The following is a 21,951-nucleotide window of genomic DNA, read 5'->3' as shown; positions in this document are numbered from 1 at the left end:
GCGGCTGGGCAGCAGGTATCGAACCCGGCCGTGTCCGGGCCCGCGAACCGTAACGTGCGTTCCAGCCGGCGAACCGGCCGCGCTGTGTCCAAAAGACGACTCCAGTATTGCTATTGACGACGACTTATCGCCACATGGTGGATGCGCTGCGTCGATGGTTGACCGGCCTTTCTAGTAACTGCTGGAGAGCAGGACGGCAACAGCTACTACATAGCAGGAATGGGCCGTGTTGGCGCGTAGACCACCGTCAGTTGTCGATGGAAGGAACCTGAGTGCGTTCGTTGGATCTTGCTTCGTTGCTTGCCGCCGGGTCGGCCGGCGGGCCGAGTTGTCTCACGTCGACCACGGCGCTGGAGCCGGCTGGCGGTCGGCACACGTCGGTGGCACCGGCCAAGTTCGCCGCGCGGGGCAAGAAGGGCGGTGTGTACGCGTACGAGCAGCGTTACCTTGGTGACGAGAGCCGGTACGCGGTGGTGGTCGACTCGAAGCAGTCGCAGCTCAACCGGGCTGAGGTGGCGTTAGCTCAGGCCGTCGAGGACCGGCATCCCCTGCTGTCGCGGGTGCCGCACGTGCGGGTCAGTTACGAGCGGGACGGGGCGGTCGAGCACTACTACGATCTCACGCTGCCGCACCGGGTGTTCGACGGGCACATCCGGGCCGGCGCGATCGACGGGCAGCCGACCACGCAGACGGAGGCGTACCGGGCGGTCCGGGACGCGACCCCCGCCAACGCTCGGGCCCTGCTGGAGACGAGTCCGGTGACGCTGGTTTTCGGTGGCTGGGATTCGAGCCGGCGCAGCCGGCAGGGGCGCTGGCGCAGCGCGTTGGTCGGGGAGATCGTGGGCTTCGTCGCGGCGAGCCGCGACCAGGCCGGTGTGCTGGCGGAGCCCACGCCGGCCCTGCGGGGCGGCGCACGGGTCGACCCGGTCGGCATGCAGATCAACCTCAATAAGAAGGCGATGACCGAGACGGCCACCCGGCAACAGGCGGAGCTGAGCCCGGCAACCTACGGCGACATCGTCAAGGCCGCCAACGGGATCAAGCCCGGCGACGCGAAGTCGGCGTCCGCGCTCGGCCTGGGCGGTATCCCGCCGACGCTCGACCAGTTGGCCGGCGTCGCCTGCGACACCATCATCCGTACCCATGTTCTGTCCTTCGCCACGTTGCGTCAGATGCGGTTCGGGGCCGGTGTCGAGGGGGACGCCGTGTGCCGGGCGCTGCTGGCCGCGTTGGCGCTCAACGCGCTCGCCCGCTCCGATGCCGAGCTGTACCTGCGGGCGAACTGCGACCTGGTCGAGGCGGAGATGCCAATGGTCCGGCTCGATCAGCGGGGCGGCGCGTTTCTGGACGTCGAGCCGCTCAGCATCGACGCCGCTGACCTGCTGCTGAGCGAGGCGCTCGCGCACGCCGAGAAGGCCGCCGACGTCAAGTGGTCGGGCCTGGCGATGCGGGTCACCGGCAACCCGGACATCGTCTCCGGTGCGGTCGAGACGGACGACAACGCGTGAGCTTCGCGATCGTCGCCGAGCCTCTCCTCGGCGTCTACAAGGGGCAGGTGGGCGGCGGTCAGCTCGACCCACTGCCGTCGCCGGCCCGGCTGCACGCCGCGCTGGTCTGTGCGGCGGCGCAGGGTGTGCGGGCGGTCGCAGACGGGGACGGGCTGCGGCCCTGCGATGCCGATCGTGACGCGTTGCGGTGGCTGGAGGCGCACCCGCCGGACGGCATCGCCGTACCGGAGACGCTGCCCAACGGCGGCGCCGCGACGGCGTACCGGAAGGAAGGGCTGGTGGTCAAGGAGGGCCGTAGCCCGTTGTCGGAGAAGTTGGTCGGTAAGCCGGCGGTCACCGGTGTCGCGGTGGCCGGGCGGTTCGCGTGGACATGGGAGCAGGATCCGCCCGAGCCGGTGGCCGCCGCGCTGGGGGCGCTCTGCCCCGAGGTGCCGTACCTGGGGACCAGCGAGTCTCCGGTGCGGCTCGCGGTGGCCGCCGCTGACCCGACCCACCGCCTCGACCGGGACGCCGACCTGTTCACCGGGGAGGGCCTAGACCTCACGGTGGCCACCACAGGTCGGGCGGACGCGCTGGAGGCCGCGCACCGCGAGACGTCGGTCGCGCCGTTGTTGCGGGCCGACGCACACCGGTCGAGTGAGAAGACCACCGCGCCGCCGGTGGTGACGGCCGGCCTGGAACTCGGCCGGTACGCCCGGCCGGAACCGCCGCCCCCGCCGACGCCGTGGACGTCGGTGCTGCTGTTCCGGGTCGACCGGCCGATCCCGCCGCAGCTGCGGGTGCGGTACGCGGTCGCCGTGCACCGTGCGCTCGTCGCCCTCGTCGGTGACGGCGCACCCGCGGTCCTGACCGGCGTCTACGAGCCTGGCGTGTCACGGCCGAGCAACCGGTGCGCGATACAGTTCCTCGGCCCCGACGCGCCTCATGTGGGCGGTACCGCGCTGGCGTTGCTGTTGCCGCGGGAGGCGAGCGAGGTCGACCTCACCCTGATTCGGATGGCGGTGCAGCGGCTGCGGCACGTCAAGGTCGCGGCTGGTCCGTTCGGAGTCAAGCCGCCAGTGGAAGTGCCGGCTGACGCGTTCTGGCCGGAGCCGGCCGTCGGCACCGAGCGGTGGTGGCAGACCGAGCCGGTCGCCGTGCCCGACAGTCGGCCGCCGCGTGGTGGTCGCTGGTCCCTCGCCGACGCCGCCGCGCTGTCGGTCGCGCTCGTTTGGCGGCACGAATTCTCCGCGCCAGGTCGGGGCGACGTCCGCTACCGCGCGCTGGCGGAGGCCGCCGCCGGGCGCGGGGTCCGGGTCGAGTCGGCGGTACGGGTGATGGACAGGGATGTCGGCCACTACGTGCACAAGGTGAACCCGGATACGGTGATTCAGCCGTACCGGGCGGTGCTGAGCCTCGGTGACCTGACCGGCCCTCGGACGATCGCCGCCATCGGGCAGAGTCGGCACCTGGGCGGTGGCCTGCTCGTGCCGAGAGACCTGCCGTCCGACATCGTGCGGAGGTGGGCCCGGTGAGCGTCGACCGCGCTGACTTCGGCGCCTTCTTCGCTTCAGTCCGTGGTGGACACCGGCCGTTCCGCTGGCAGGAGCGGTTGCTCGACCACATTCTGCGTACCGGCCGGTGGCCGGACCAGCTCGTCGCCCCGACCGGGGCGGGCAAGACCAGCGTCGTCGACGTACACGTGTTCGCGGTGGCGCTGATGGCCTCCGGCCACCCGGTCCGGGTGCCGCGCCGGCTGGCCCTCGTGGTGGACCGCCGGGCCCTCGTCGACGACCAGCACGAGCACGCGACGTCGATCGCGAAGAAGCTGGCGGAAGCCCGGGGCGGCCGGACCGTCCTCGCGCGGACGGCCGACGCGCTGGACTCGCTTCGCGCCGGGCGCAGGAAACCGGGTGCCCGTCCGCTGTCGACCGCGCTACTGCGGGGTGGCGTGCCACCGTCCCGGCAGTGGTTGGACGACCCGGTTGGCTGCGCGGTGCTCTGCGCCACGCCCGACATGTGGGGCTCCCGGCTGCTGCTGTCCGGTTACGGGTCGCGGGCGCAGGCTTGGCCCCGCGAGGCCGGTCTGCTCGCATACGACACGGTCGCCGTCGTTGACGAGGCGCACCTGTCCCAGCAACTGGTCACCACGGCCCGCCGGGTCAGCGAACTGGCCACGGTGGCCGAGGAGCCGCTCGGTGTGCCGGTCCTCCAGGTCGTCGAGACCACCGCCACGCCCCGCGCCGACGCCGGAGTGGCGGTCGGCGTCGAACCCGACGACCTGGACGTGGACGAGGCGCTGCGGCAGCGGCTGACCGCACCGAAGCCTGTAACCCTGCTGCCCCTCGCGTCCTGGCCGATCCCGCACAGTGGCCCGGCGCGGAAGGCGGGCGTCATGGCGTTGGCGGACGAGGCGGTGCGGCTCCGCGAGGCGTACGACTCGACGGTCGGCTGCTTCGTCAACACTGTCCCGGTCGCCGCCGCCGTCGCCGAGGAACTGCGGGCGCGGGGTATGAAGACGGAGCTGGTCTGCGGCCGGCTGCGGCCCCACGACGTGTCCCGCTTGCGGCCGCCGATGTCGACGCTGCTCAGCATCACCGGCGACCGCGAGGTCGATGTCCTGGTGAGCACGCAGAGCCTGGAGGTCGGGGTGGACCTCGACCTGGCCGCCGCGGTGACGGAGCTGGCACCCGGCGGTGCCATCGCCCAGCGGGCCGGCCGGGTCAACCGGCTCGGGTCGCGCACGACCGAGGTCACCGTGGTGGTGCCGGCGGCGGATCTGCCCGCCGGGGCCCAGTCCGGGCCGTACCAGCGCGACGATCTGGCGGCGGCCCTCACCTGGCTGGAGCGGCAGTCCACCGATCCGGCCGGATTGGCTCCGTGGGCCCTGCGTGAGCCCCGGCCGCCGGCACCCGCGCTGAGGCGGGACCTACTCCAACGACTGGAACTGGCCCAGGCGTGGCACCTCGCCCGCACCAGCGACGACCTCGCCGCCAACCAGGACGACCTCGACCTCTGGCTCTCCGACAACCTCGACGAGCCCGACCACGAGATCGGCCTCGTCGTCCGGCGCGCGCTGCCGGCCGACGAAGCCGACGCTGTCCGGTTGATCGAGAAGCTTCCGCCCCGGCAGCACGAGGCGTTTCCGGTCTCGATCCGGCAAGCGGCGAAGATCCGGGAACGCCTGAAGCCGGGTTCGATACTGGTCCGCCCCAGCGACGATGCGCCGCGCCCACTGATCGACGACGACCGGCTCCGGCCCGGCGACCAAATCGTCATCGACGACACCACCGAGCTGTTCACCGCCGACGTCGTCGACCTGGACGGCAACGACCGGGCCGACGATGTGCTCGACGCACCCGGTGAACCGGGGCCGGGAGAGGTCGTGCTCCGGATCGAGCGGGACACTGCCGCACACCGCCGACTCCTCGACGCCGTCGCCGCCGCCTCCGAACAGGCTGGACCTGACCCGGTGGAAATCGCCCGGCTACTCCGCGTACATCGCGACAAGCTGGCGCCGCGCCCGATGGTGGCCGCGGCGGCCAGCCTGCTCGACCGGCCAGCCGACGCGCCAGCCGAGGCCGAGGTGACCCTGCACTGGCACGATTCGCACGACGATCAGCCGGAACTCGTCCGGCTGATCGTCGTCGACCTTCGCACGGCGACCACCGACGCGGAGTTGCGGCAGACGTGGACCCCGCGCCGCAAGCCCGTCGCGCTCCGTAGACACGCCGAAGCCGTAGCGGAACGGACCGAGACCGTCGCCACCCGCCTCGGCCTCAACACCGCGCTGGTGGAGGTGTTGCGCCTCGCGGGCCTGCACCACGACGACGGGAAGGCAGACGACCGGTTCCAGCGTTCGCTGCGCGCCGGCCCGGCTTCTGTGGAGCCGCTGGCCAAGAGCGGCGTACAGGACACTCGGACGATCAAGCAGCTCCGCACGGCCTCGGGTCTGCCGACCGGCTGGCGGCACGAGCAGCTCTCGGTGGCATACGCCTGGCCCACACTGGCCATGCTCGGAGACCGGCACCGGGAACTGGTGGCCCGGCTCATCGGAACAAGCCACGGCAACGGCCGCCCCGGCTTCCCACACACCGGCCAGCAACTGGTGGACAACGCCGACGAGACCACCATCGCCCTGTACGACGAGGGACGGTGGGACGAGTTGATCGAACGCACACACATCCGTTGGGGGGTGTGGGGCTGCGCCTACCTGGAGGCGCTGCTCCGCGCCGCGGACGGCCAGGTCTCCGCGGAGGGATCATGACCGACTTCGTACTCACGACCGCCGAGTCGAAGACGATGCTGTCGCACCTGGCGTTGTACGGGCTCGCCGCGATCGTCGAGGACGGCGGGCTGGAAGATGTCCGGCTGTCGTGGACCCCGGGCATGTCATCCCGACCGGTGCTCAGCGCGCCGCAGGCCGATCCGGAGACGATCGGCGAGATAGTCCGTCGGCATGCGGCCCGACACGACACCCCGCAAAGCTGGCCGAGCCGGCAGATCAGCGCAGGCGAGCAGCGAGCACTGATGAGCCCCCGCATCAGCGTCATCTCCAGCAGCGAAGGCTGGCACTCGCTCCAAGAGCGGCGGCACGACGTACTCGACCAACTCACGGACGCGCGGGCACTGCTCGACCTCCGACTGATCGCCGCCCTCGGAGAACCGAGCTACTGGAGAAAGAACCGGCAGGGCCAGCGGCTCCAGGACGACGGCGCCAGCCGACTGGAGATGCAGCCCCGCAACCAGGGGTCCGAGTTCGTCGGCAACCGGATCCGTCCACTCGCCGCAGCGGTCGCCGCCCGGACCGCTGCCGCAGTCAGCGACGGACTGCTCGGCCACACCGTTCGCGACGAGATCGGCAAAGATCGACCAGACAGCCGTACGCCGACCGGGTTAGCCGCCCCCGGGCCCACCGACAACGCGCTGGCCTGGTGCGCGCTCTGGGGCATCTCGCAATTCCCCATCGCCCCACGCAGCACCGGATTCGCCACGACGAGCGGCCACATCGGCCGGGGCACCGCCGGCTACTTCTACGTACCCGTCTGGAATGGCCGCTGGTCAACCGCCCGTATCCGGACAGTCCTCGCGAGCGGACAGCTATCCCGGTACGCCGCGATCGGATTGTCTCCGAGCGACCTCGGGCGCACCTCCGACGACGCAGCGTCCCGCGGCGAGGCAGCCCGTGAATGGCTGGCGCACCGGGGCGTCACCGCAGTCGTCCGCTTCCCGGTACACCGGTTCGGCAGCGACAGCGCACCCGAACGCCGCGCCATGCTCGGAGAACTGCTCAAGACCGGTCGCCGCTGATGCCCGAGCTGATTCCCATCAGCCTGGTGGCGCACCAGGCGTTCTGCCCACGCCGGGCCTGGCTCGAAGCCATGGGGGAGAAAACCGACACCCACCAGGTGGAGATCGGCACGCAAGCTCACACGCCGGCCGACGACCCGACCGGGTCGCGCGCTCGCCGCTACCGGGCGGTCGACGTGATCAGCCACGACCTCGGCGTGACCGGACGCTGCGACACCGTCGAACTCGACGAAAACGCCGCGATGACGATCGTGGAACACAAAGCCACCCCGGTCCGTCGCCGCCCCGAGGTCACCGACCCGATGCGGATCCAGGTCGCCCTCCTGGCCGGAGCCCTGGCCGACATGGGCTACCCGGTTTCCGGGCAGGCGATCTACTTCACCAACCACCACACCCGGGTAGACGTACCCCTCACCCCGGCGGACAGGGCACTCGCACGGGACATGGTGGCGGACACCGCGCGTACCCTCGCCGCCGAGCAGGCGCCGCCGCCACTCGAAGACGACCGGCGCTGCTCCCGCTGCTCACACATCTCCGTCTGCCTCCCGGACGAACGTCCCCTCACACCGGTGACCCGCCGGATCATCGTGGCCGATCCGGACACGCAGGTCCTGCACCTGACCACACCGGGCTCGCGGGCGTACGTCACACGGGGCCGGATCGAGGTCAGCAAGAGCGGCGAGAAACTCGGCACATTCCCCATCGAACGCGTGCAGGGCGTGGTGGTGCACGGCAACGTCGACCTCTCCAGCGGCCTCATCCGCGAGGTGTTGTGGCGCAGCCTGTCCGTGGTGTGGTGCACCAGCTCGGGGCGAGTCACCGGATGGGCCAGGGCAGCCCAAGGACCCAACGGCGGTCCGCGACTGCTCCAACACGTCGCATCCCAGCACGGGCGCATCGATCTGGCCCGACAGTTCGTGGCTGCGAAGGTCGCCAACCAGGCAACACTGCTGCGCCGACACGGCGATGCACCAACAGCCGTGACACGGCTACGGGAACTACAGCGGGAAGCCCTCGACTCGCCGTCATTGACCGACCTCTTCGGCATCGAAGGTGATGCCGCAGCGCGCTACTTCGAGCACTTCCTCACCATGCTCCGGCCCAAAGTCGTGGCAACCGAAGGGCTGACCTTCTCGACGCGGACCCGCCGTCCCGCCCGTGACCCGATCAACGCCGCGTTGAACTTCTGCTACGGTCTGCTGACCGCTGACACCCTGCGGGCCGTCGTCGCCTGCGGACTCGACCCACACGCCGGATTCCTGCACAGCAGCGGACGCAACAAGCCAGCACTGGCACTCGACCTGGTCGAGGAGTTCCGGGCCCCGATAGCCGACTCAGTCGTCCTGAACGCATTCAACAACGGCGAGATCCGCACGCGGGATTTCTCGACCGCGCTCGGAACGACCCGAATCGGCGAACGCGGCCGCAAGGCCCTCATCGCCGGCTACGAACGCCGCGTCACCGGCACCTTCCGGCACCCGATCTTCGGATACGACGTGACCTGGCGACGCGCAATGGAGATCCAGGCACGCCTCGTCCTGGGAGTGATCGACGGAACGCAGCCCCGATACCAAGGCATCAAGACCCGATGAGCCTTGATGACGTGCGGCGCTACCTCATCGCGTACGACATTTCCGACGATGTCCGCCGAACGAAGGTCGCCAAGAAACTCGAATCATACGGCGACCGCGTACAGTACAGCGTGTTCATCGTGGACACCCGGCCAGCAAAGTTCCTACGGCTCCGCACCCAACTCACCGACATGATCGACGAGGGCACAGACTCCGTCCTGTTCTGCAACCTGGGTACCCTCCGCGCGAACAACCGTCGATCGCTCGACGTGATCGGCTGCAGCCGCACCATCACCGACCACGGCCCAGCGATCCTCTGAACCACCGGCGAAGCCTGCGTCGTCCCGCCTCTGAGCGCGGACCCGTCGCAAGGATGTCATCCCAGCTCACTACGTGTAGGTGCGCGCTGGTTCATGGACTTGAGGTGCTACTCCGCCTTGCAGGAAGCGCACCCTTCGCGGCAGACCGGTTCAGGTGCAGGTCAGGGCGGTTAAAATCTTGCCCCAGCCGCAGCTCCCGACGGAGCTGCCCTTCATTGAGGCGTGGCCGACCTGACCGGGGAGTGCTGACATGATGCTGGAGCCGCAGCTCCCGACGGAGCTGCCCTTCATTGAGGCAACCCGGCGGATCCACTCACCAACCGCAACAAGGAGAAGAACGCCGCAGCTCCCGACGGAGCTGCCCTTCATTGAGGCGGACCGGTGAGTGCGAGGAACGCAGCGCAGCGGAGGCCGCAGCTCCCGACGGAGCTGCCCTTCATTGAGGCAGGTCGATGTAGGCGGGGGAGCCCTCGGAACGGGCAGGCCGCAGCTCCCGACGGAGCTGCCCTTCATTGAGGCGAGACGGTGGCCGTGCCGATGGTGATCGCCGGTCCGCCGGCCGCAGCTCCCGACGGAGCTGCCCTTCATTGAGGCTCGTCGTCGATGGTCTGCCGGATCGACGGGTCGCGCAGGCCGCAGCTCCCGACGGAGCTGCCCTTCATTGAGGCCAGGGCAAGCCGGCGCCCGCGTCGGGTGCCATCTTCGACGCCGCAGCTCCCGACGGAGCTGCCCTTCATTGAGGCCCCGGTCGAGTTGTGCCACGAGATGTGGCCGGGCCGCAGCTCCCGACGGAGCTGCCCTTCATTGAGGCCCGGGCACACCATGTCCAGCAGCTCCAACGCCCCGGCGCCGCAGCTCCCGACGGAGCTGCCCTTCATTGAGGCACCGTGCCGTCGGTCTCGACCTGCCCGTCGCCAGGCCCGCCGCAGCTCCCGACGGAGCTGCCCTTCATTGAGGCAAATAGATCGTCATCGGCCCCCCTCTCAGTACGCGAGCCGCAGCTCCCGACGGAGCTGCCCTTCATTGAGGCGCGGTGTACGCGGCCTGGGCGTCGGCGAGCTGGGTGGCGGGCCGCAGCTCCCGACGGAGCTGCCCTTCATTGAGGCAACTCGACCCCCTACCTAGGGGGGGCGTGTTGGTTACTCGCCGCAGCTCCCGACGGAGCTGCCCTTCATTGAGGCGTGACGGCCTCGTGGGTCCAGACTAGGTCGTACCACTGCCGCAGCTCCCGACGGAGCTGCCCTTCATTGAGGCTCCGCCGAACCGAAGCTGGACGGGTCCGGTGTTCTGGGCCGCAGCTCCCGACGGAGCTGCCCTTCATTGAGGCTACCCCGGCGGGCTGCTGGCATCGCTGGACGCCAGGCCGCAGCTCCCGACGGAGCTGCCCTTCATTGAGGCGCTTCAAGCAGCTTTGCGCGAACTGACGGGTTTGTCAGTGCCGCAGCTCCCGACGGAGCTGCCCTTCATTGAGGCAAGAGCGCACCGCCGAGGCGGAGCGGGAAGCGTCGGCCGGCCGCAGCTCCCGACGGAGCTGCCCTTCATTGAGGCCCCTTGCCGGACAACGGACCCTCCTTGGCCGGTGATCGCCGCAGCTCCCGACGGAGCTGCCCTTCATTGAGGCGGTGGCACTCGGCGGGATCCTGCCGGTGCGGGTGGCCGGTGGCCGCAGCTCCCGACGGAGCTGCCCTTCATTGAGGCGACATGGACCGGGTGGCCGCGAGCCTGGCCGAGTCCGCCGCAGCTCCCGACGGAGCTGCCCTTCATTGAGGCCTCATCGACTCATCCGCCCGCCGCCGTGACGCGCTGCGGCCGCAGCTCCCGACGGAGCTGCCCTTCATTGAGGCGCCACGGCCGCCCTGGCCGCCCTCATTGCCACGCTGGGCCGCAGCTCCCGACGGAGCTGCCCTTCATTGAGGCGTAGTGCTGCACCCCGCACTGTCGGCAGGTTGCCGAGCGGGCCGCAGCTCCCGACGGAGCTGCCCTTCATTGAGGCCGGGTCAGGTGCATCCACGGGCGGGGCTGCTTCGGGCCGCAGCTCCCGACGGAGCTGCCCTTCATTGAGGCTTGGCGATCAGGTCGAGCGCTGGCATGCACTCCAACGCCGCAGCTCCCGACGGAGCTGCCCTTCATTGAGGCAACGGAACGGCACACCACACAATCGGAGGACATCATGACGCCGCAGCTCCCGACGGAGCTGCCCTTCATTGAGGCACCGTGGCGGTTGGGACCAGCCTGGGATGGCGCTGATCGCCGCAGCTCCCGACGGAGCTGCCCTTCATTGAGGCTCGGCCCTGGCGGTGGCGGTGGCGTCGGCCGGGAGCAGCAGCCGCAGCTCCCGACGGAGCTGCCCTTCATTGAGGCCAAGTCGGTCCGTACCACCGTGGACCTGGACCCGAGCCGCAGCTCCCGACGGAGCTGCCCTTCATTGAGGCGGCCCCGTCCTGGGCGCTGACGGCATGATGCTTCGCCGCAGCTCCCGACGGAGCTGCCCTTCATTGAGGCATGATCCGTCCGTGCGACACGGTGACGTGTTCGCGTTTCAGCCGCAGCTCCCGACGGAGCTGCCCTTCATTGAGGCAGCGTCTGCGCCCTACCCGAAGACCACATCGACGCCGACGCCGCAGCTCCCGACGGAGCTGCCCTTCATTGAGGCCACTTGCGCGCGGCCAGCTCGGCGGGCGACATCGGCCGCCGCAGCTCCCGACGGAGCTGCCCTTCATTGAGGCTTCACTGCCAAGGCGCCCGCCGACACGGCGGCGGAGCCGCAGCTCCCGACGGAGCTGCCCTTCATTGAGGCCCGGTCGTCGTGCCGTCCGGCCACAACGTCGATCTGCGCCGCAGCTCCCGACGGAGCTGCCCTTCATTGAGGCTTGACGATCCCGGCCAGCACGGCACCGAAGAGAGCCATCGCCGCAGCTCCCGACGGAGCTGCCCTTCATTGAGGCGCGATCCCCAGCAGGATCGCGGTCGGCAGAGCGGTCATCGACAGGCCGCAGCTCCCGACGGAGCTGCCCTTCATTGAGGCGAGGCGGTGAAGGCCCGCATCGACGAACGGGCCGCAGCCGCAGCTCCCGACGGAGCTGCCCTTCATTGAGGCTCGACCTTGGCGACGCTTGCGAACGCCTGCCACGCATCGAGCCGCAGCTCCCGACGGAGCTGCCCTTCATTGAGGCGGAATTACTGGAAAGCCTTCGAAGGGGTTCAAGCCTGCCGCAGCTCCCGACGGAGCTGCCCTTCATTGAGGCTAATGAAACACGGCGCGTACGGCCGAGTCGGCTCTTCGCCGCAGCTCCCGACGGAGCTGCCCTTCATTGAGGCACGCGAGGAACTGGCCGTCCGTATGCCTACTGGGCCGGAGGCCGCAGCTCCCGACGGAGCTGCCCTTCATTGAGGCGCAGTTTCGCGCCCGGCATGCGCTGGTACCAGGCCGCCGCAGCTCCCGACGGAGCTGCCCTTCATTGAGGCGCCGACGATGCGGTACGAGACCTGGCCGAGCAGTGGGGCCGCAGCTCCCGACGGAGCTGCCCTTCATTGAGGCTCGTTCGGGTCGATGCCGTACGGCGTGTTCTTCTTCGCCAGCCGCAGCTCCCGACGGAGCTGCCCTTCATTGAGGCCCGTTGCGTGACGCTGAGAGGGTTCGAATCCCTCCACGCCGCAGCTCCCGACGGAGCTGCCCTTCATTGAGGCCGGATGACCTCCCACATCAGCAACCGCGACCGCTTGCCGCAGCTCCCGACGGAGCTGCCCTTCATTGAGGCACCTGTGCGCAGGGGCTGGTGAGCATCAGCGGATACATCGGGCCGCAGCTCCCGACGGAGCTGCCCTTCATTGAGGCTGGAGGCCGTTGTCCATGGTGGCGTAGCCGGGGTCCACCTGCCGCAGCTCCCGACGGAGCTGCCCTTCATTGAGGCGTGTCCGGCCAGTGCCACCGCCGCACGGGCGACGGAGAGGCCGCAGCTCCCGACGGAGCTGCCCTTCATTGAGGCGCGCCCAGCGGCAGCTACCCGCCCGGCGCCGATCCCCCCGCAGCTCCCGACGGAGCTGCCCTTCATTGAGGCGGGGACTTCAACGCCCTGGTGCTGGTGCTCGCCTCCATGCCGCAGCTCCCGACGGAGCTGCCCTTCATTGAGGCCTGGACGGTGAGGTGTGGCGCATCCGGCAGACCAGCCGCAGCTCCCGACGGAGCTGCCCTTCATTGAGGCGCCTTCCTACCGATGTCCTGGAACGCCTGAGCGGCCCTAGCCGCAGCTCCCGACGGAGCTGCCCTTCATTGAGGCAGGTCGACGACGTCTGTCGGCGTACGGGTTGGTTTCCCCAGGTAGGTACGGATGAACGTGGCCAGGTCGCGGCGTGGCGGTGGTTTGGTGGGGTGTCCGATGAGTAATGCTTCGCCCGGTATGAGCTGGGGTGGAGGGCGGCGATGGTTCTGCGGTCGGAGCGGTGGCTGGAACTGCGCCGGTACCGTGCGCTGCACGAGGCGGGGCTGAGTCTGTCGCAGATCGCTCGGGACACCGGGCTGGATCGTAAGACGGTGCGGAAGTATTTGGCGGGCGAGGCAGCGCCGGTGCCGCCGCAGCGGTTGTCGGGGTACTCGTTGGAGTGCAGAGCTGGGTACAGCTGATCTTGCACAGGTCGCTGCTCAAGATCGCGGATGCGGCGCACGCAGTCCTGCCCGTCGCAGCCGCTTGGCCCAGAAAGGCCCTACCGCGCCGCTTCCCCTCCTCGCCGCTGCGCGGCTGCGGTGCGGGTCGGCTTGGTCCCGATTCGCCGCAGCACGCTCACCGGCACTCGGGCGGATCAGGCGAGCCTGTCCACGGGGACACGCTCCACGCCGCAGCTGGACTGCGTGGGGCAGGGCCAGCGGCCACGCTGATGGACGTCGATGGCCTGAATGATCTTCTGGGATCCGGGCTGGTACGGCGAGCTCTGCACATTCAGCCGTACGCGCCTGTGCACTTGAACCTGTACGCCGACAGCGGTCACGGGAAGTACTCGCGCAGGATTCGGTTGGCGCTTTCGTTGCTGCCGCGTTGCCAGGGTGAGTGCGGGCGGGCGAAGTACACCGGCAGCCCGGCGGCGGTGATTTGGGCGTGGCCGGCCATCTCCGCCCCGCAGTCCCAGGTCAACGAGCGGGCCAGTTGCGGCGGGAGAGTTCCGGCGGCGGGGATCGCGTCGCCGACGGTCAAGGAGTCCCGGCCGGTCAGCGGGACCAGGACCACGAACCGGGAGGTCCGCTCGACCAGCGTGGCCACTGCGCTCTTGCCTGCCTTGCCGATGACCAGGTCACCTTCCCAGTGGCCGGGGACCTGCCGGCCCTCGACCTCGGCGGGGCGTTCGTCCAGGTAGCGGGGCTCACGGATGCGTGGTGCCGGTGCAGGGCGGGCACCGCCACGTCGGGCGGTGCGGCCTGTGCGCAGCCGGATCAACTCCCGAGCCAGAGCGGACACTGGCTGGGCGTACACCGACTGGTAGATCGCCTCATGAGACACCCGGTAAGCCTGATCGTCCGGGTAGTCGAACGCCAACCGACCCGCGATCGACGCCGGCGACCACCCCAACTGCAGCCGCTCGCGTACCATCTCCCGCAGGCCCGGTACCCGCTCCACCGCGCACGTCTTCGGCCTGCACCGGGCTACCGCCGCCGCAGCGTCGGCGGCCGCGGCCCGGTATCCGGCCCGGCCACCGTGCCGGGCGACCTCCCGCGACACCACCGACGGGTTCCGGCCGATCAGGACCGCGATCTGCTTGTACTCCAAGCCTTCGGCCAGGCCACGGGATATCACTTCACGATCCGCCAAGGTCAACAACGCACGCACGGCGGGACATCCCGTCTCACCGAACCAGCAAGATCAAATGCTGCGACCGGCTGAACCTGCCGTGTCCTGACCCCCGCAGCAGCAGGCGCGGCAGGCGGACGTTCTCGACCCGCAATCGGTCCAACTCCCGGCGCAGCCGGTCCAGTCCGCCGTCTATCGCCACGTCCGTGGAACTCACAGGCACTACTTCTCGTCGGTGAGCAGCACCTCGCGCCACTGCGCGAAGCGCTCGCGCATCGCGGCGATGTACGGGGGGTCGGCGCCATAGGCGGCGAAGCGGCGGTCTGGATATCGCTGGAGCATCGCGAACAGGTCGGCGAGCACCCTGGGGTCGAAGCCGGCGTCGGCCTGCTCGGCGAGTTCGAGCACCTGCTCTCGGGTGTACGGGCCTGTCTGAATGGCGGCGTCGACGTCGAGGAAGTCCCGCGGCTCGGCGCGGGTGAACAGGGCGGACATCTTGCCGGTGACGACGTCGTCGATGTGCAGGACGGGGCCGATGTCCATCGTTACGGGCGGGCACGCCAGTTGGCGGCGAGTTCGACCTTGTACGGTCGATCCGGTGTGGCGGGATCGGTGACGGCGAGCCGGGCGAAGGTCTCGAACCCTTGCGTGATCTCGACCGCATAGCCGTCGGAGCGGTAGGCGTCGACGACGGCGTCCACGGCTAGGGCGAAGTCGTCTCGGCGCTCCCATGCGGTGAACAGGTCCACGTCCTCGCTGGGTCGGTCCAGGATCCCGTGGGCTTGTACGGCGTAGCCGCCGGCCAATGAGAAGCCGTACCGGCCAGCGGCGCGGAGTCCGATCTCCGCCAGCCGGAGGTGAACCGGATCTATCCTCAGCCGGCCAGTGCCCGGGGTGGTGCGGCCAGCTCGGGGAAGCGGGCCTGCCACAGCGCCCGCAGCCGAGCGGGGAGCCACAGGTCCGGCCAGAGTCGGCGTAGCGTGTCGCCGTCGAGCCACTGGCGTAGGTCGGCCGCGGTGGCGGACTGGTTCAGCACCGTCTGGTACATCACCTGGAGATCTCCGGGGTCGTCCAGGTGATACGTTGCGTCGCCGGACCAGTCGAGACGTCGGTCGAGCGTTACCACGCCGCTGACCGGACCACGCAGGTCGGCCAGACTCGCGGGTACGACGTAGTGCCGCTGGTCCGCGTACCCCGAACCAGCAGGCGCGCCACCTGCCCTCACCATCGCTCCACCTCCTGACCCGATCGTACGGTGGGGCCGGCACGTGCCGGCGCAGACCGGTACGAACGGATAGACGATTTGCCGATGGTGGTCCGATCGTTGCTGCCCGGTGCTCTGTCGGTCCGCCTTGCGGCGGTTGCTCGGTGGCTGCTCGTGCGACGAGCATCCCCTGCGTGTCGGACTGTCCGGGGGCGTCCGGTCGGGTCCGTTGTTCTTCGCGTACGCCTGCTCGGTCATGCCGGGGTTGGCGGCGACTGACGATCGGACGCTGGTCGGCACGATGCAGTCGATCAACCGGAAGATTGTCAACGGCTGGTTCATCTCGGTGTTCCTCGGTGGGCCGGTGCTGGTGGCGGTGGCGGTCGTCGGGCACTTCGGTGACGGCGGGGCGGTGCTGGGGTGGTTGGTTGCCGCGTTTGTGCTGCACCTGGTGACGTTTGGTGTAACGGCGCGGTGCAACGTGCCGCTCAATGATCAGTTGGACGCTGCCGGGCCGGTCGACGGGATCACCGACCTGGCGGCGGTCCGGCGTCGGTTCGAGGGGCCGTGGGTGCGCTGGAACCTGGTCCGGACGGGCAGTTCGGTCGGGGCCTTCGCCAGCCTGATCGGCGCGCTGTTGGCACGGTAGCGCCGCCGGGCGCCAGGGGCGCCCCGGCCGTCGGCGGGACGCCGGGTCCGCGCACCGGAGCGAGGTCGGACGCGTGGAAAGCGACTGACCGGGTACGGACCGGACATGCGGATCGTGGTGGTGGGCGCGAGCGGCAACATGGGTACGGCACTGCTGCGTCGGTTGTGGCGCGAGCGCGGCGTGGAGATCGTCGGAGTGGCGCGGCGGCTGCCGCACGCGGGAGCCGGTGAGCCGTACGAGGGGGTGCGGTGGCACTCGTGCGACATCGGGCGGGCTGGTGCCGCCGACGAGTTGACCGAGGTGTTCGCCGGGGCGGACGTGGTGGTGCACCTGGCCTGGCAGATCCAGCCCAGCCACGACCGGCAGGCGTTGCGGCGTACCAATGTGGGCGGCAGCCGGGCGGTGGTGGACGCGGTGCTGCGGGCGGGCGTGCCCGCGTTGGTGTACGCGTCGTCGGTGGGGGCGTACGCGCCGGGGCCGAAGAACCTGCCGATCAGTGAGCGGTGGCCGGCGACCGGGGTGGCCGAGTCGTCGTACAGCCGGGACAAGGCGGCGGTGGAGGAGATGCTCGACGGGATCGAGCGGACCCATCCAGGCTTGCGGGTGGTACGGCTGCGACCGGGGTTGATCTTTCAGCGGGTGGCGGGTACCGAGATCAGCCGCTACTTCCTGGGGCCGCTGGTGCCGGTGCGGCTGCTCCGGTACGGGCGGCTGCCGTTGGTGCCGGCCAACCGCCGGCTGCGGATGCAGGTGGTGCACGCCGACGACGTGGCCGACGCGTACGCCCGGGCGATCCTGGGTGACGCCCAAGGTGCCTTCAACGTCGCCGCGGACCCAGTGTTGACGCCGGAGCTGGTGGCCCGGCACTTTCACGGCTGGACGGTGCCGGTGGCCGCCCCGGTGCTGCGGACGGCTGCCTCGCTGACCTGGCGGGCCCGGCTGCAACCCGTGGACGCGGGTTGGGTGGAGCTGGCGTTGAACGCGCCGCTGATGTCCAGCGAGCGGGCCGAGACCGAGCTGGGCTGGCGGCCACGGGTGGACGCGGTCACCGCCCTCAAGGAGCTGGTGGCCGGCATGGCCGAACGCGCCCACACACCCAGCCCGCCGCTGTCCGCCACCCCCGCCCTCCCCGGCCGCCCCGCCGCCCTCCTCAAGGCCCGCCCCGCCGGCCAGCCCAACCCCTACTGACCTCCCGCCCACCCCCAACGTCGGGCGGCCGAACGGGCCGGCCGACGCCGAGCGGCCAGCCTCGCGCGATCATGGAGTTGTGGCACCTACTCAGGCGGCCGGTACGTGGTGCAGGTGCCGGCGGCGGCGCAGCCGGACACTGAACACCCCCGCCACGGTCACGGTCAGCAACAGGGTGACGGCCAGCCCGTGCAGGAGGCCCCGGGCCAGGTAGCCGTCGTCGACGTGGTCCACCGCCCAGGTGGCGATCTCCCGGCTGGACCAGAACGGGGTGAGTTTCGCGCCCGAACTGGCCGGGTCGAGCAGCATCTGCATCGCCACCACGGTGAGCAGCAGCAGGGTGCCCTCCAACTCGCGGGGGAGCAGGGCGCCGATCAGCATGCCGAACGGCGCGGCCACCACCACGCAGCAGAGCATCGCCACGGCGATCCCGGCGTACCGCAGGTTGGTCGTGTCGAAGACGGTGAGCAGGAAGAACGGCACCGCGATGGCCAGCCCGAGCACTCACAGGCCGAGCATCCGGCCGAGGTACAGATGGTGCGGCCGGTAGCCGGCGAGCCGGAGCCGGGATTCCAGCTCGCGGGCGGCGCTGGTGGCGAAGAGCGCGGCCGTGCTGACCGCCCAACTGATGCCGAGGAACAAGGCCCGGATCGACTGCCCGACGTGCGAGTCCCGCCGGATCATCCAGAAGACCAACGGCATCAACAACAGGAGCAGGAGTACGCCCCGACGACGCACCAGCTCCCGCAACGTCATCTCGGCGACGGTGACCAGCCGCTTCACGCCCGACCTGGTCGAATCGCCTGGTACGGCTCGTCGAGCAGCAGCACGTCCGGTTGGGCGAGCGTGGACATGGTCAGGTTCAGCTTCTGGCGCGTACCGCCGGAGAGGTGCCGGGCGAGCACGGTGCCCCCGGCGTCCCAGCCGAGGTTCCGGGCGCGGTGCCGATGCTCTCCACGATCGCGGCGGCGTACGCCTGCGGTGGGCCGAAGACCTGCCACGGGTCGCCTCCGCCCTCGCGCAGGTGTGTGGCGGCCTCGGCGACCACGTGCCGGGCGGCGTCGGTCGCCACCCGGCGCTGGTGCAACTCGGCCGCGAACGCCCGCAGCCAGTCGTCAAAGTTCACCTCTCGACCCCCTTCGAGACGATGCCGGTCACCGGCGCCACGAACGTCAGCCAGGCGTTACCGCCATTGTGCAGCGCCGCCCGCCCGTCGTCGGTGAGCTGGTAGTACTTGCGGGCCGGACCCGACCCGCCCTCCCGCCACTGAGCGGTGACCAGGCCGGTGCGCTGCAACCGCAGCAGCACCGGATAGAGCGTGCCGCCCTGGATCGGCCCGACGCCTGCGGCGTCGAGTGACTGGGCGAGCTGGTAGCCGTAGGACTCGCCCTCGCGCAGCAGGGCGAGCACGCAGAGGTCGAGCACACCGCGCAACCACTGCCCACGACGATCGGGATCCACCCGCCGAACACTAGTGGTGCTATCTAGATGGCACAACTACCTAGTTGCGTGCAGGGATGCCTCGGGACCACCCGGTCCCGAGGCGACGGCGACTCAGCTCGGCACGATGTCGGAGATCACCACGGTGACGTTGTCCGGCGCGCCGGCCTGGTGAGCCAGCTTCACCAACTGCTCACCACACTGGTGGCGGTCGGTGTGCAGGCTCAACGCGGCGGCGATCGCATCGTCGGTCACGTAGTCGGAGAGCCCGTCACTGCACAGCAGCAGCCGGTCACCGGCCGCGACGGTCACCATCCCCATCGTCGGCGGCGCGTCCGCGCCCTGCACCGCACGGGTCACCAGGGACCGCTGCGGATGATGCCGGGCCTGCTCCGGGGTCAACGTCCCCTGATCGACAAGCGCCTGCACGAACGTGTCGTCCCGGGTCAACTGGCGCAGCTTGCCGTCCCGCAGCAGGTAGCAGCGCGAGTCTCCGACCTGCGCCAGCACCAGCGTGTCGCCCGCGAGCAGGGCCGCCGTGAGGGTGGTACCCATGCCGTCCCGGGCGGGCTCGGCAGCGATCGCCGCATGGATACGTTGGTTGGCGGTGCTCACCACGGCCCGCAGCGCGTCGGCGGCGGCGTCCGAGACGGTGGGCGGGATCAGCTCGTCCAGGATCCGGATGACGATCTCGCTGGCGACCTCACCGGCGGGCAGCCCACCCATGCCATCGGCCACCGCGACGAGGCGCTCACCAGCGAGCGCGGAGTCCTCATTGTTGGTGCGGACCAGGCCGATGTCGTTGAGGATGGCCGAGCGGAGGATCAGCGTCATGGGTCAAGCTTGCCAAGAAGACCCTTCCCGCGTCTCTACGCACTACTGCGTAGGGTTGAGGAATGTTGCCGGTGTCCATGGTCGGGCGCGCCGACGAGCTGGCTGAGCTGGGCCGGACGTGGTCCACCGTGGCTGGTCGACGCCGCCGGCTGGCCCGAACCCACCCCCGCCGGGATGTAAGGAAGGGACCCTTTCTATACACCAGGCGTTAGAAAGGGTCCCTTCCTTACATCCGGGGGTAGCGCAGGAGCAGGCTGGCGGCTACCTCCTCGTCGCCTACGGCGGCGTACAGGTGCGGCACGTCGGACGTCCAGCGCAGGTGACCACCGGCGGCGGCGGTCAGCGGCGCGTCGACCGGGCCCGCCCGCAGAATCCCGGCGAAGACGGTGACGTGCTCGGTCACCCCGGGCTGGTGTGCGGGGGAGAGCTGACCGGGGCCGGGCACGACCCGCATCCGGTACAGCTCGTACGTGGCGTCCGCGTCGTCGAAGACCTCCAGCAGGGTGGCGCTGACCGCCGCGCCGCGTACGGTCGGACCGGCCGACGGGCCGGAGAGCACTGCGGTCAGCGGTACGCCGAGCTGCGCGGTGATCGCGTACAGCGTCTCCAGGGTGGGGTTGCGGACGCCGTTCTCCAGTCCGGAGAGCGTCGCCTTTCCCACGCCGGCCATCCGGGACAGCGCGGAGAGCGAGATCCCGCGCGCCTCGCGGAGGGCGCGGACCCGGTGACCGATCGCGGCGGTGTCCGAATCTGGTGGTGGCTGCGACACCCCGCTATGGTGCTACACGCTGCTGTTCCGTAAACGGAACGGTTGGGAGGGGGTGAGGTCATGGCGGGACGGACACAGCCGATCCTCGCGGGAGTGGTGACCGCGCTGGTCGGGTTCGCCAGCTCGTTCACGGTGGTGCTGGCCGGGCTGCGGGCGGCCGGCGCGAGCGAGGCGCAGGCCGCCTCCGGGCTGCTCGTCCTCTGCGTCGCCTCCGGGCTCTGTGCCGCCTGGCTCGGCCTGCGACACCGGATGCCGCTGAGCATCGCCTGGTCCACACCCGGCGCGGCGCTGCTCATCGCGACCGGCCCGATCCCCGGCGGGTGGCCGGTCGCAGTCGGGGCGTTCCTCGTCTCGGGCCTGCTCATCGTCGCCGCCGGACTGTTCCCGATCCTCGGCCGTGCCGTCGCGGCGATCCCCAAACCCATCGCCGGGGCAATGCTCGCCGGGGTGTTGCTGCCGCTCTGCACCGCACCGGTACGCGCCCTCGTCGACGTGCCCCGCCTCGCCGTCCCGGTGCTGACCTCCTGGCTGGTGCTGCACCGCTTCGCCCGACGCTGGGCGGTCCCCGGGGCGTTGGTGGTCGCCGCCGGCGCGATCGCGCTGACCACCCCGGGAGGCGGCACCGGCGGACTGCGTCCGGTGTTCGAGCTGACCATGCCGGCGTGGAGCCTGTCGGCGCTGATCGGCGTCGCGCTCCCACTGTTCCTGGTGACCATGGCCGCGCAGAACCTGCCCGGCACCGCCGTCCTGGTCGGCTACGGATACCGGCCGCCGCTCGGCTCGGCGCTCCGCACCACCGGGCTCGCCAGCATGGCCGTGGCACCCGCCGGTGGTCACGCGGTCAACCTGGCGGCGATCACCGCCGCACTGGCCGCCGGACCGGACGCGCACCCCGACCCGGACCGTCGCTGGATCGCCTCGGTGACCGCCGGCATCGGGCTGGCCGTCCTCGGGTTGGGTGCCGGTGCGGTCACCACGCTCGTCGGCTGGGCGCCACCCGTACTGATCGAGGCGGTTGCCGGGCTGGCCCTGCTCGGGGCGCTGGCCACCGCCCTGACCGCGGCGCTGGCCGACCCCACGGCCCGGGAGGCGGCCGTGGTGACCCTGGTGGTCACCGCCTCCGGAGTGTCGCTGATCGGCATCGGCGGCGCCTTCTGGGGCCTGGTGGCCGGCTGCCTGATGCTTCTCCTCTTCCACGCCCGCCGCCCCGCGCCGACTCCGTCGACCCCGGCCACCGAGCCCGCCACGTCTGCTTCCGCCGGGAAGCCGGCCGCGTCTGCACCGACCGTGGCGCCCGGGTCCGCTTCGGTCGTGCAGTCGGGGTCTGCTTCGGCCGTGGAGTCCGCGCCGATCGCCGAGCCCGCCCCGGCTGCTGTGTCCGGTCCGGCCCGGCAGTCGTGAG

The 21,951-nt window shown here is 70.5% G+C and carries 18 protein-coding genes, 3 pseudogenes and 1 CRISPR repeat array; of the genes and pseudogenes, 10 read left to right on the top strand and 11 right to left on the bottom strand.

The features are described from left to right. Positions 1–272: 272 nt before the first annotated feature. The 7 genes and pseudogenes from cas7g to ID554_RS11675 form a co-directional block, all read left to right on the top strand. Entirely contained in the window at positions 273–1,508 is a 1,236-nt protein-coding gene (gene cas7g / locus ID554_RS11705; RefSeq protein WP_117229367.1) for a type I-G CRISPR-associated RAMP protein Csb1/Cas7g, read from the top strand. After that, a complete protein-coding gene (gene csb2, locus ID554_RS11700) occupies positions 1,505–3,022 on the top strand; it encodes a type I-G CRISPR-associated protein Csb2 (RefSeq protein ID WP_117229366.1) in 1,518 nt (505 codons plus the stop codon). Before cas7g ends, csb2 begins: the two co-directional genes overlap by 4 nt. Beyond that, on the top strand, positions 3,010–5,754 hold the full coding sequence (cas3g, locus tag ID554_RS11695) for a type I-G CRISPR-associated helicase/endonuclease Cas3g (protein ID WP_117229365.1): 2,745 nt from the start codon (positions 3,010–3,012) through the stop codon (positions 5,752–5,754). The genes csb2 and cas3g overlap by 13 nt, the downstream gene beginning before the upstream one ends. Then, positions 5,751–6,797, top strand: a complete 1,047-nt coding sequence (locus ID554_RS11690; protein WP_117229364.1) for a hypothetical protein — start codon at positions 5,751–5,753, stop codon at positions 6,795–6,797. The genes cas3g and ID554_RS11690 overlap by 4 nt, the downstream gene beginning before the upstream one ends. Then, positions 6,797–8,389 (top strand): CRISPR-associated endonuclease Cas1, encoded by a 1,593-nt coding sequence (gene cas1 / locus ID554_RS11685; RefSeq protein ID WP_117229363.1) that lies wholly within the window; start codon positions 6,797–6,799, stop codon positions 8,387–8,389. The genes ID554_RS11690 and cas1 overlap by 1 nt, the downstream gene beginning before the upstream one ends. Continuing rightward, positions 8,386–8,688, top strand: coding sequence for a CRISPR-associated endonuclease Cas2 (gene cas2, locus ID554_RS11680; protein WP_117229362.1), 303 nt, complete (start codon positions 8,386–8,388; stop codon positions 8,686–8,688). The genes cas1 and cas2 overlap by 4 nt, the downstream gene beginning before the upstream one ends. A 186-nt stretch (positions 8,689–8,874) precedes the next feature. Beyond that, a CRISPR array of direct repeats spans positions 8,875–12,965; the repeat unit is 36 nt; unit sequence GCCGCAGCTCCCGACGGAGCTGCCCTTCATTGAGGC. A gap of 143 nt (positions 12,966–13,108) precedes the next feature. Beyond that, positions 13,109–13,252: pseudogene (locus tag ID554_RS11675) on the top strand (helix-turn-helix domain-containing protein); the annotation flags it as partial. 418 nt (positions 13,253–13,670) lie between these two features. Here the strand turns inward: ID554_RS11675 and ID554_RS11670 are convergent. From ID554_RS11670 to ID554_RS11655, 4 genes and pseudogenes are all read right to left on the bottom strand, one after another. Next, positions 13,671–14,495 (bottom strand): annotated as a pseudogene (locus ID554_RS11670) (IS30 family transposase); the annotation flags it as partial. 25 nt (positions 14,496–14,520) lie between these two features. Then, the gene (locus ID554_RS11665) at positions 14,521–14,682 is read right to left on the bottom strand and encodes a hypothetical protein (RefSeq protein ID WP_158573786.1); all 162 of its coding nucleotides are present in this window, start codon (positions 14,680–14,682) and stop codon (positions 14,521–14,523) included. A gap of 5 nt (positions 14,683–14,687) precedes the next feature. Next, positions 14,688–15,337, bottom strand: a pseudogene (locus ID554_RS11660) (nucleotidyl transferase AbiEii/AbiGii toxin family protein). A gap of 2 nt (positions 15,338–15,339) precedes the next feature. After that, positions 15,340–15,693, bottom strand: coding sequence for a hypothetical protein (locus tag ID554_RS11655; protein ID WP_117229359.1), 354 nt, complete (start codon positions 15,691–15,693; stop codon positions 15,340–15,342). A 205-nt stretch (positions 15,694–15,898) separates the two neighbouring features. On the opposite strand from ID554_RS11655, the gene ID554_RS11650 reads away from it, so the two are divergent. Both ID554_RS11650 and ID554_RS11645 read left to right on the top strand, forming a co-directional pair. After that, the gene (locus tag ID554_RS11650; RefSeq protein WP_223884546.1) at positions 15,899–16,318 is read left to right on the top strand and encodes an anthrone oxygenase family protein; all 420 of its coding nucleotides are present in this window, start codon (positions 15,899–15,901) and stop codon (positions 16,316–16,318) included. Between the two features lie 105 nt (positions 16,319–16,423). Beyond that, positions 16,424–17,506 carry an NAD-dependent epimerase/dehydratase family protein gene (locus tag ID554_RS11645; protein ID WP_117229358.1) on the top strand — a complete coding sequence of 361 codons (1,083 nt, stop codon included), beginning with the start codon at positions 16,424–16,426 and terminating at the stop codon, positions 17,504–17,506. Positions 17,507–17,596: 90 nt separating this feature from the next. Here ID554_RS11645 and ID554_RS31580 read toward each other — a convergent pair whose 3' ends face one another. The 7 genes from ID554_RS31580 to ID554_RS11620 all read right to left on the bottom strand — a co-directional run bounded on the left by ID554_RS31580 (position 17,597) and on the right by ID554_RS11620 (position 20,549). Continuing rightward, on the bottom strand, positions 17,597–18,010 hold the full coding sequence (locus ID554_RS31580) for a hypothetical protein (RefSeq protein ID WP_223884545.1): 414 nt from the start codon (positions 18,008–18,010) through the stop codon (positions 17,597–17,599). After that, positions 18,011–18,289, bottom strand: a complete 279-nt coding sequence (locus tag ID554_RS31575) for a hypothetical protein (RefSeq protein ID WP_223884544.1) — start codon at positions 18,287–18,289, stop codon at positions 18,011–18,013. Continuing rightward, positions 18,286–18,411 carry an ATP-binding cassette domain-containing protein gene (locus ID554_RS33025; protein ID WP_199489251.1) on the bottom strand — a complete coding sequence of 42 codons (126 nt, stop codon included), beginning with the start codon at positions 18,409–18,411 and terminating at the stop codon, positions 18,286–18,288. Before ID554_RS33025 ends, ID554_RS31575 begins: the two co-directional genes overlap by 4 nt. Beyond that, positions 18,369–18,632 carry a hypothetical protein gene (locus ID554_RS11635; protein ID WP_199489250.1) on the bottom strand — a complete coding sequence of 88 codons (264 nt, stop codon included), beginning with the start codon at positions 18,630–18,632 and terminating at the stop codon, positions 18,369–18,371. Before ID554_RS11635 ends, ID554_RS33025 begins: the two co-directional genes overlap by 43 nt. After that, complete coding sequence (locus ID554_RS11630) at positions 18,629–18,967, bottom strand: PadR family transcriptional regulator (protein ID WP_117229357.1); 339 nt, start codon at positions 18,965–18,967, stop codon at positions 18,629–18,631. Before ID554_RS11630 ends, ID554_RS11635 begins: the two co-directional genes overlap by 4 nt. A gap of 93 nt (positions 18,968–19,060) precedes the next feature. Then, the gene (locus ID554_RS11625) at positions 19,061–19,780 is read right to left on the bottom strand and encodes a PP2C family protein-serine/threonine phosphatase (protein WP_117229356.1); all 720 of its coding nucleotides are present in this window, start codon (positions 19,778–19,780) and stop codon (positions 19,061–19,063) included. Positions 19,781–20,006: 226 nt separating this feature from the next. Next, a complete protein-coding gene (locus ID554_RS11620) occupies positions 20,007–20,549 on the bottom strand; it encodes an XRE family transcriptional regulator (protein ID WP_117229355.1) in 543 nt (180 codons plus the stop codon). Positions 20,550–20,609: 60 nt separating this feature from the next. Here ID554_RS11620 and ID554_RS11615 point away from each other — a divergent pair, with 60 nt between their 5' ends. After that, complete coding sequence (locus ID554_RS11615; RefSeq protein ID WP_117229354.1) at positions 20,610–21,950, top strand: benzoate/H(+) symporter BenE family transporter; 1,341 nt, start codon at positions 20,610–20,612, stop codon at positions 21,948–21,950. The last annotated feature ends 1 nt before the right edge of the window (position 21,951 follow it).

The sequence above is a fragment of the Micromonospora craniellae genome, from assembly GCF_014764405.1.
In the GTDB taxonomy this organism is placed as follows: Bacteria; Actinomycetota; Actinomycetes; order Mycobacteriales; family Micromonosporaceae; genus Micromonospora; species Micromonospora craniellae.
The sequence above is the reverse complement of the archived record's forward strand: the minus strand, read 5'-3'. Positions and strand labels throughout refer to the sequence as shown.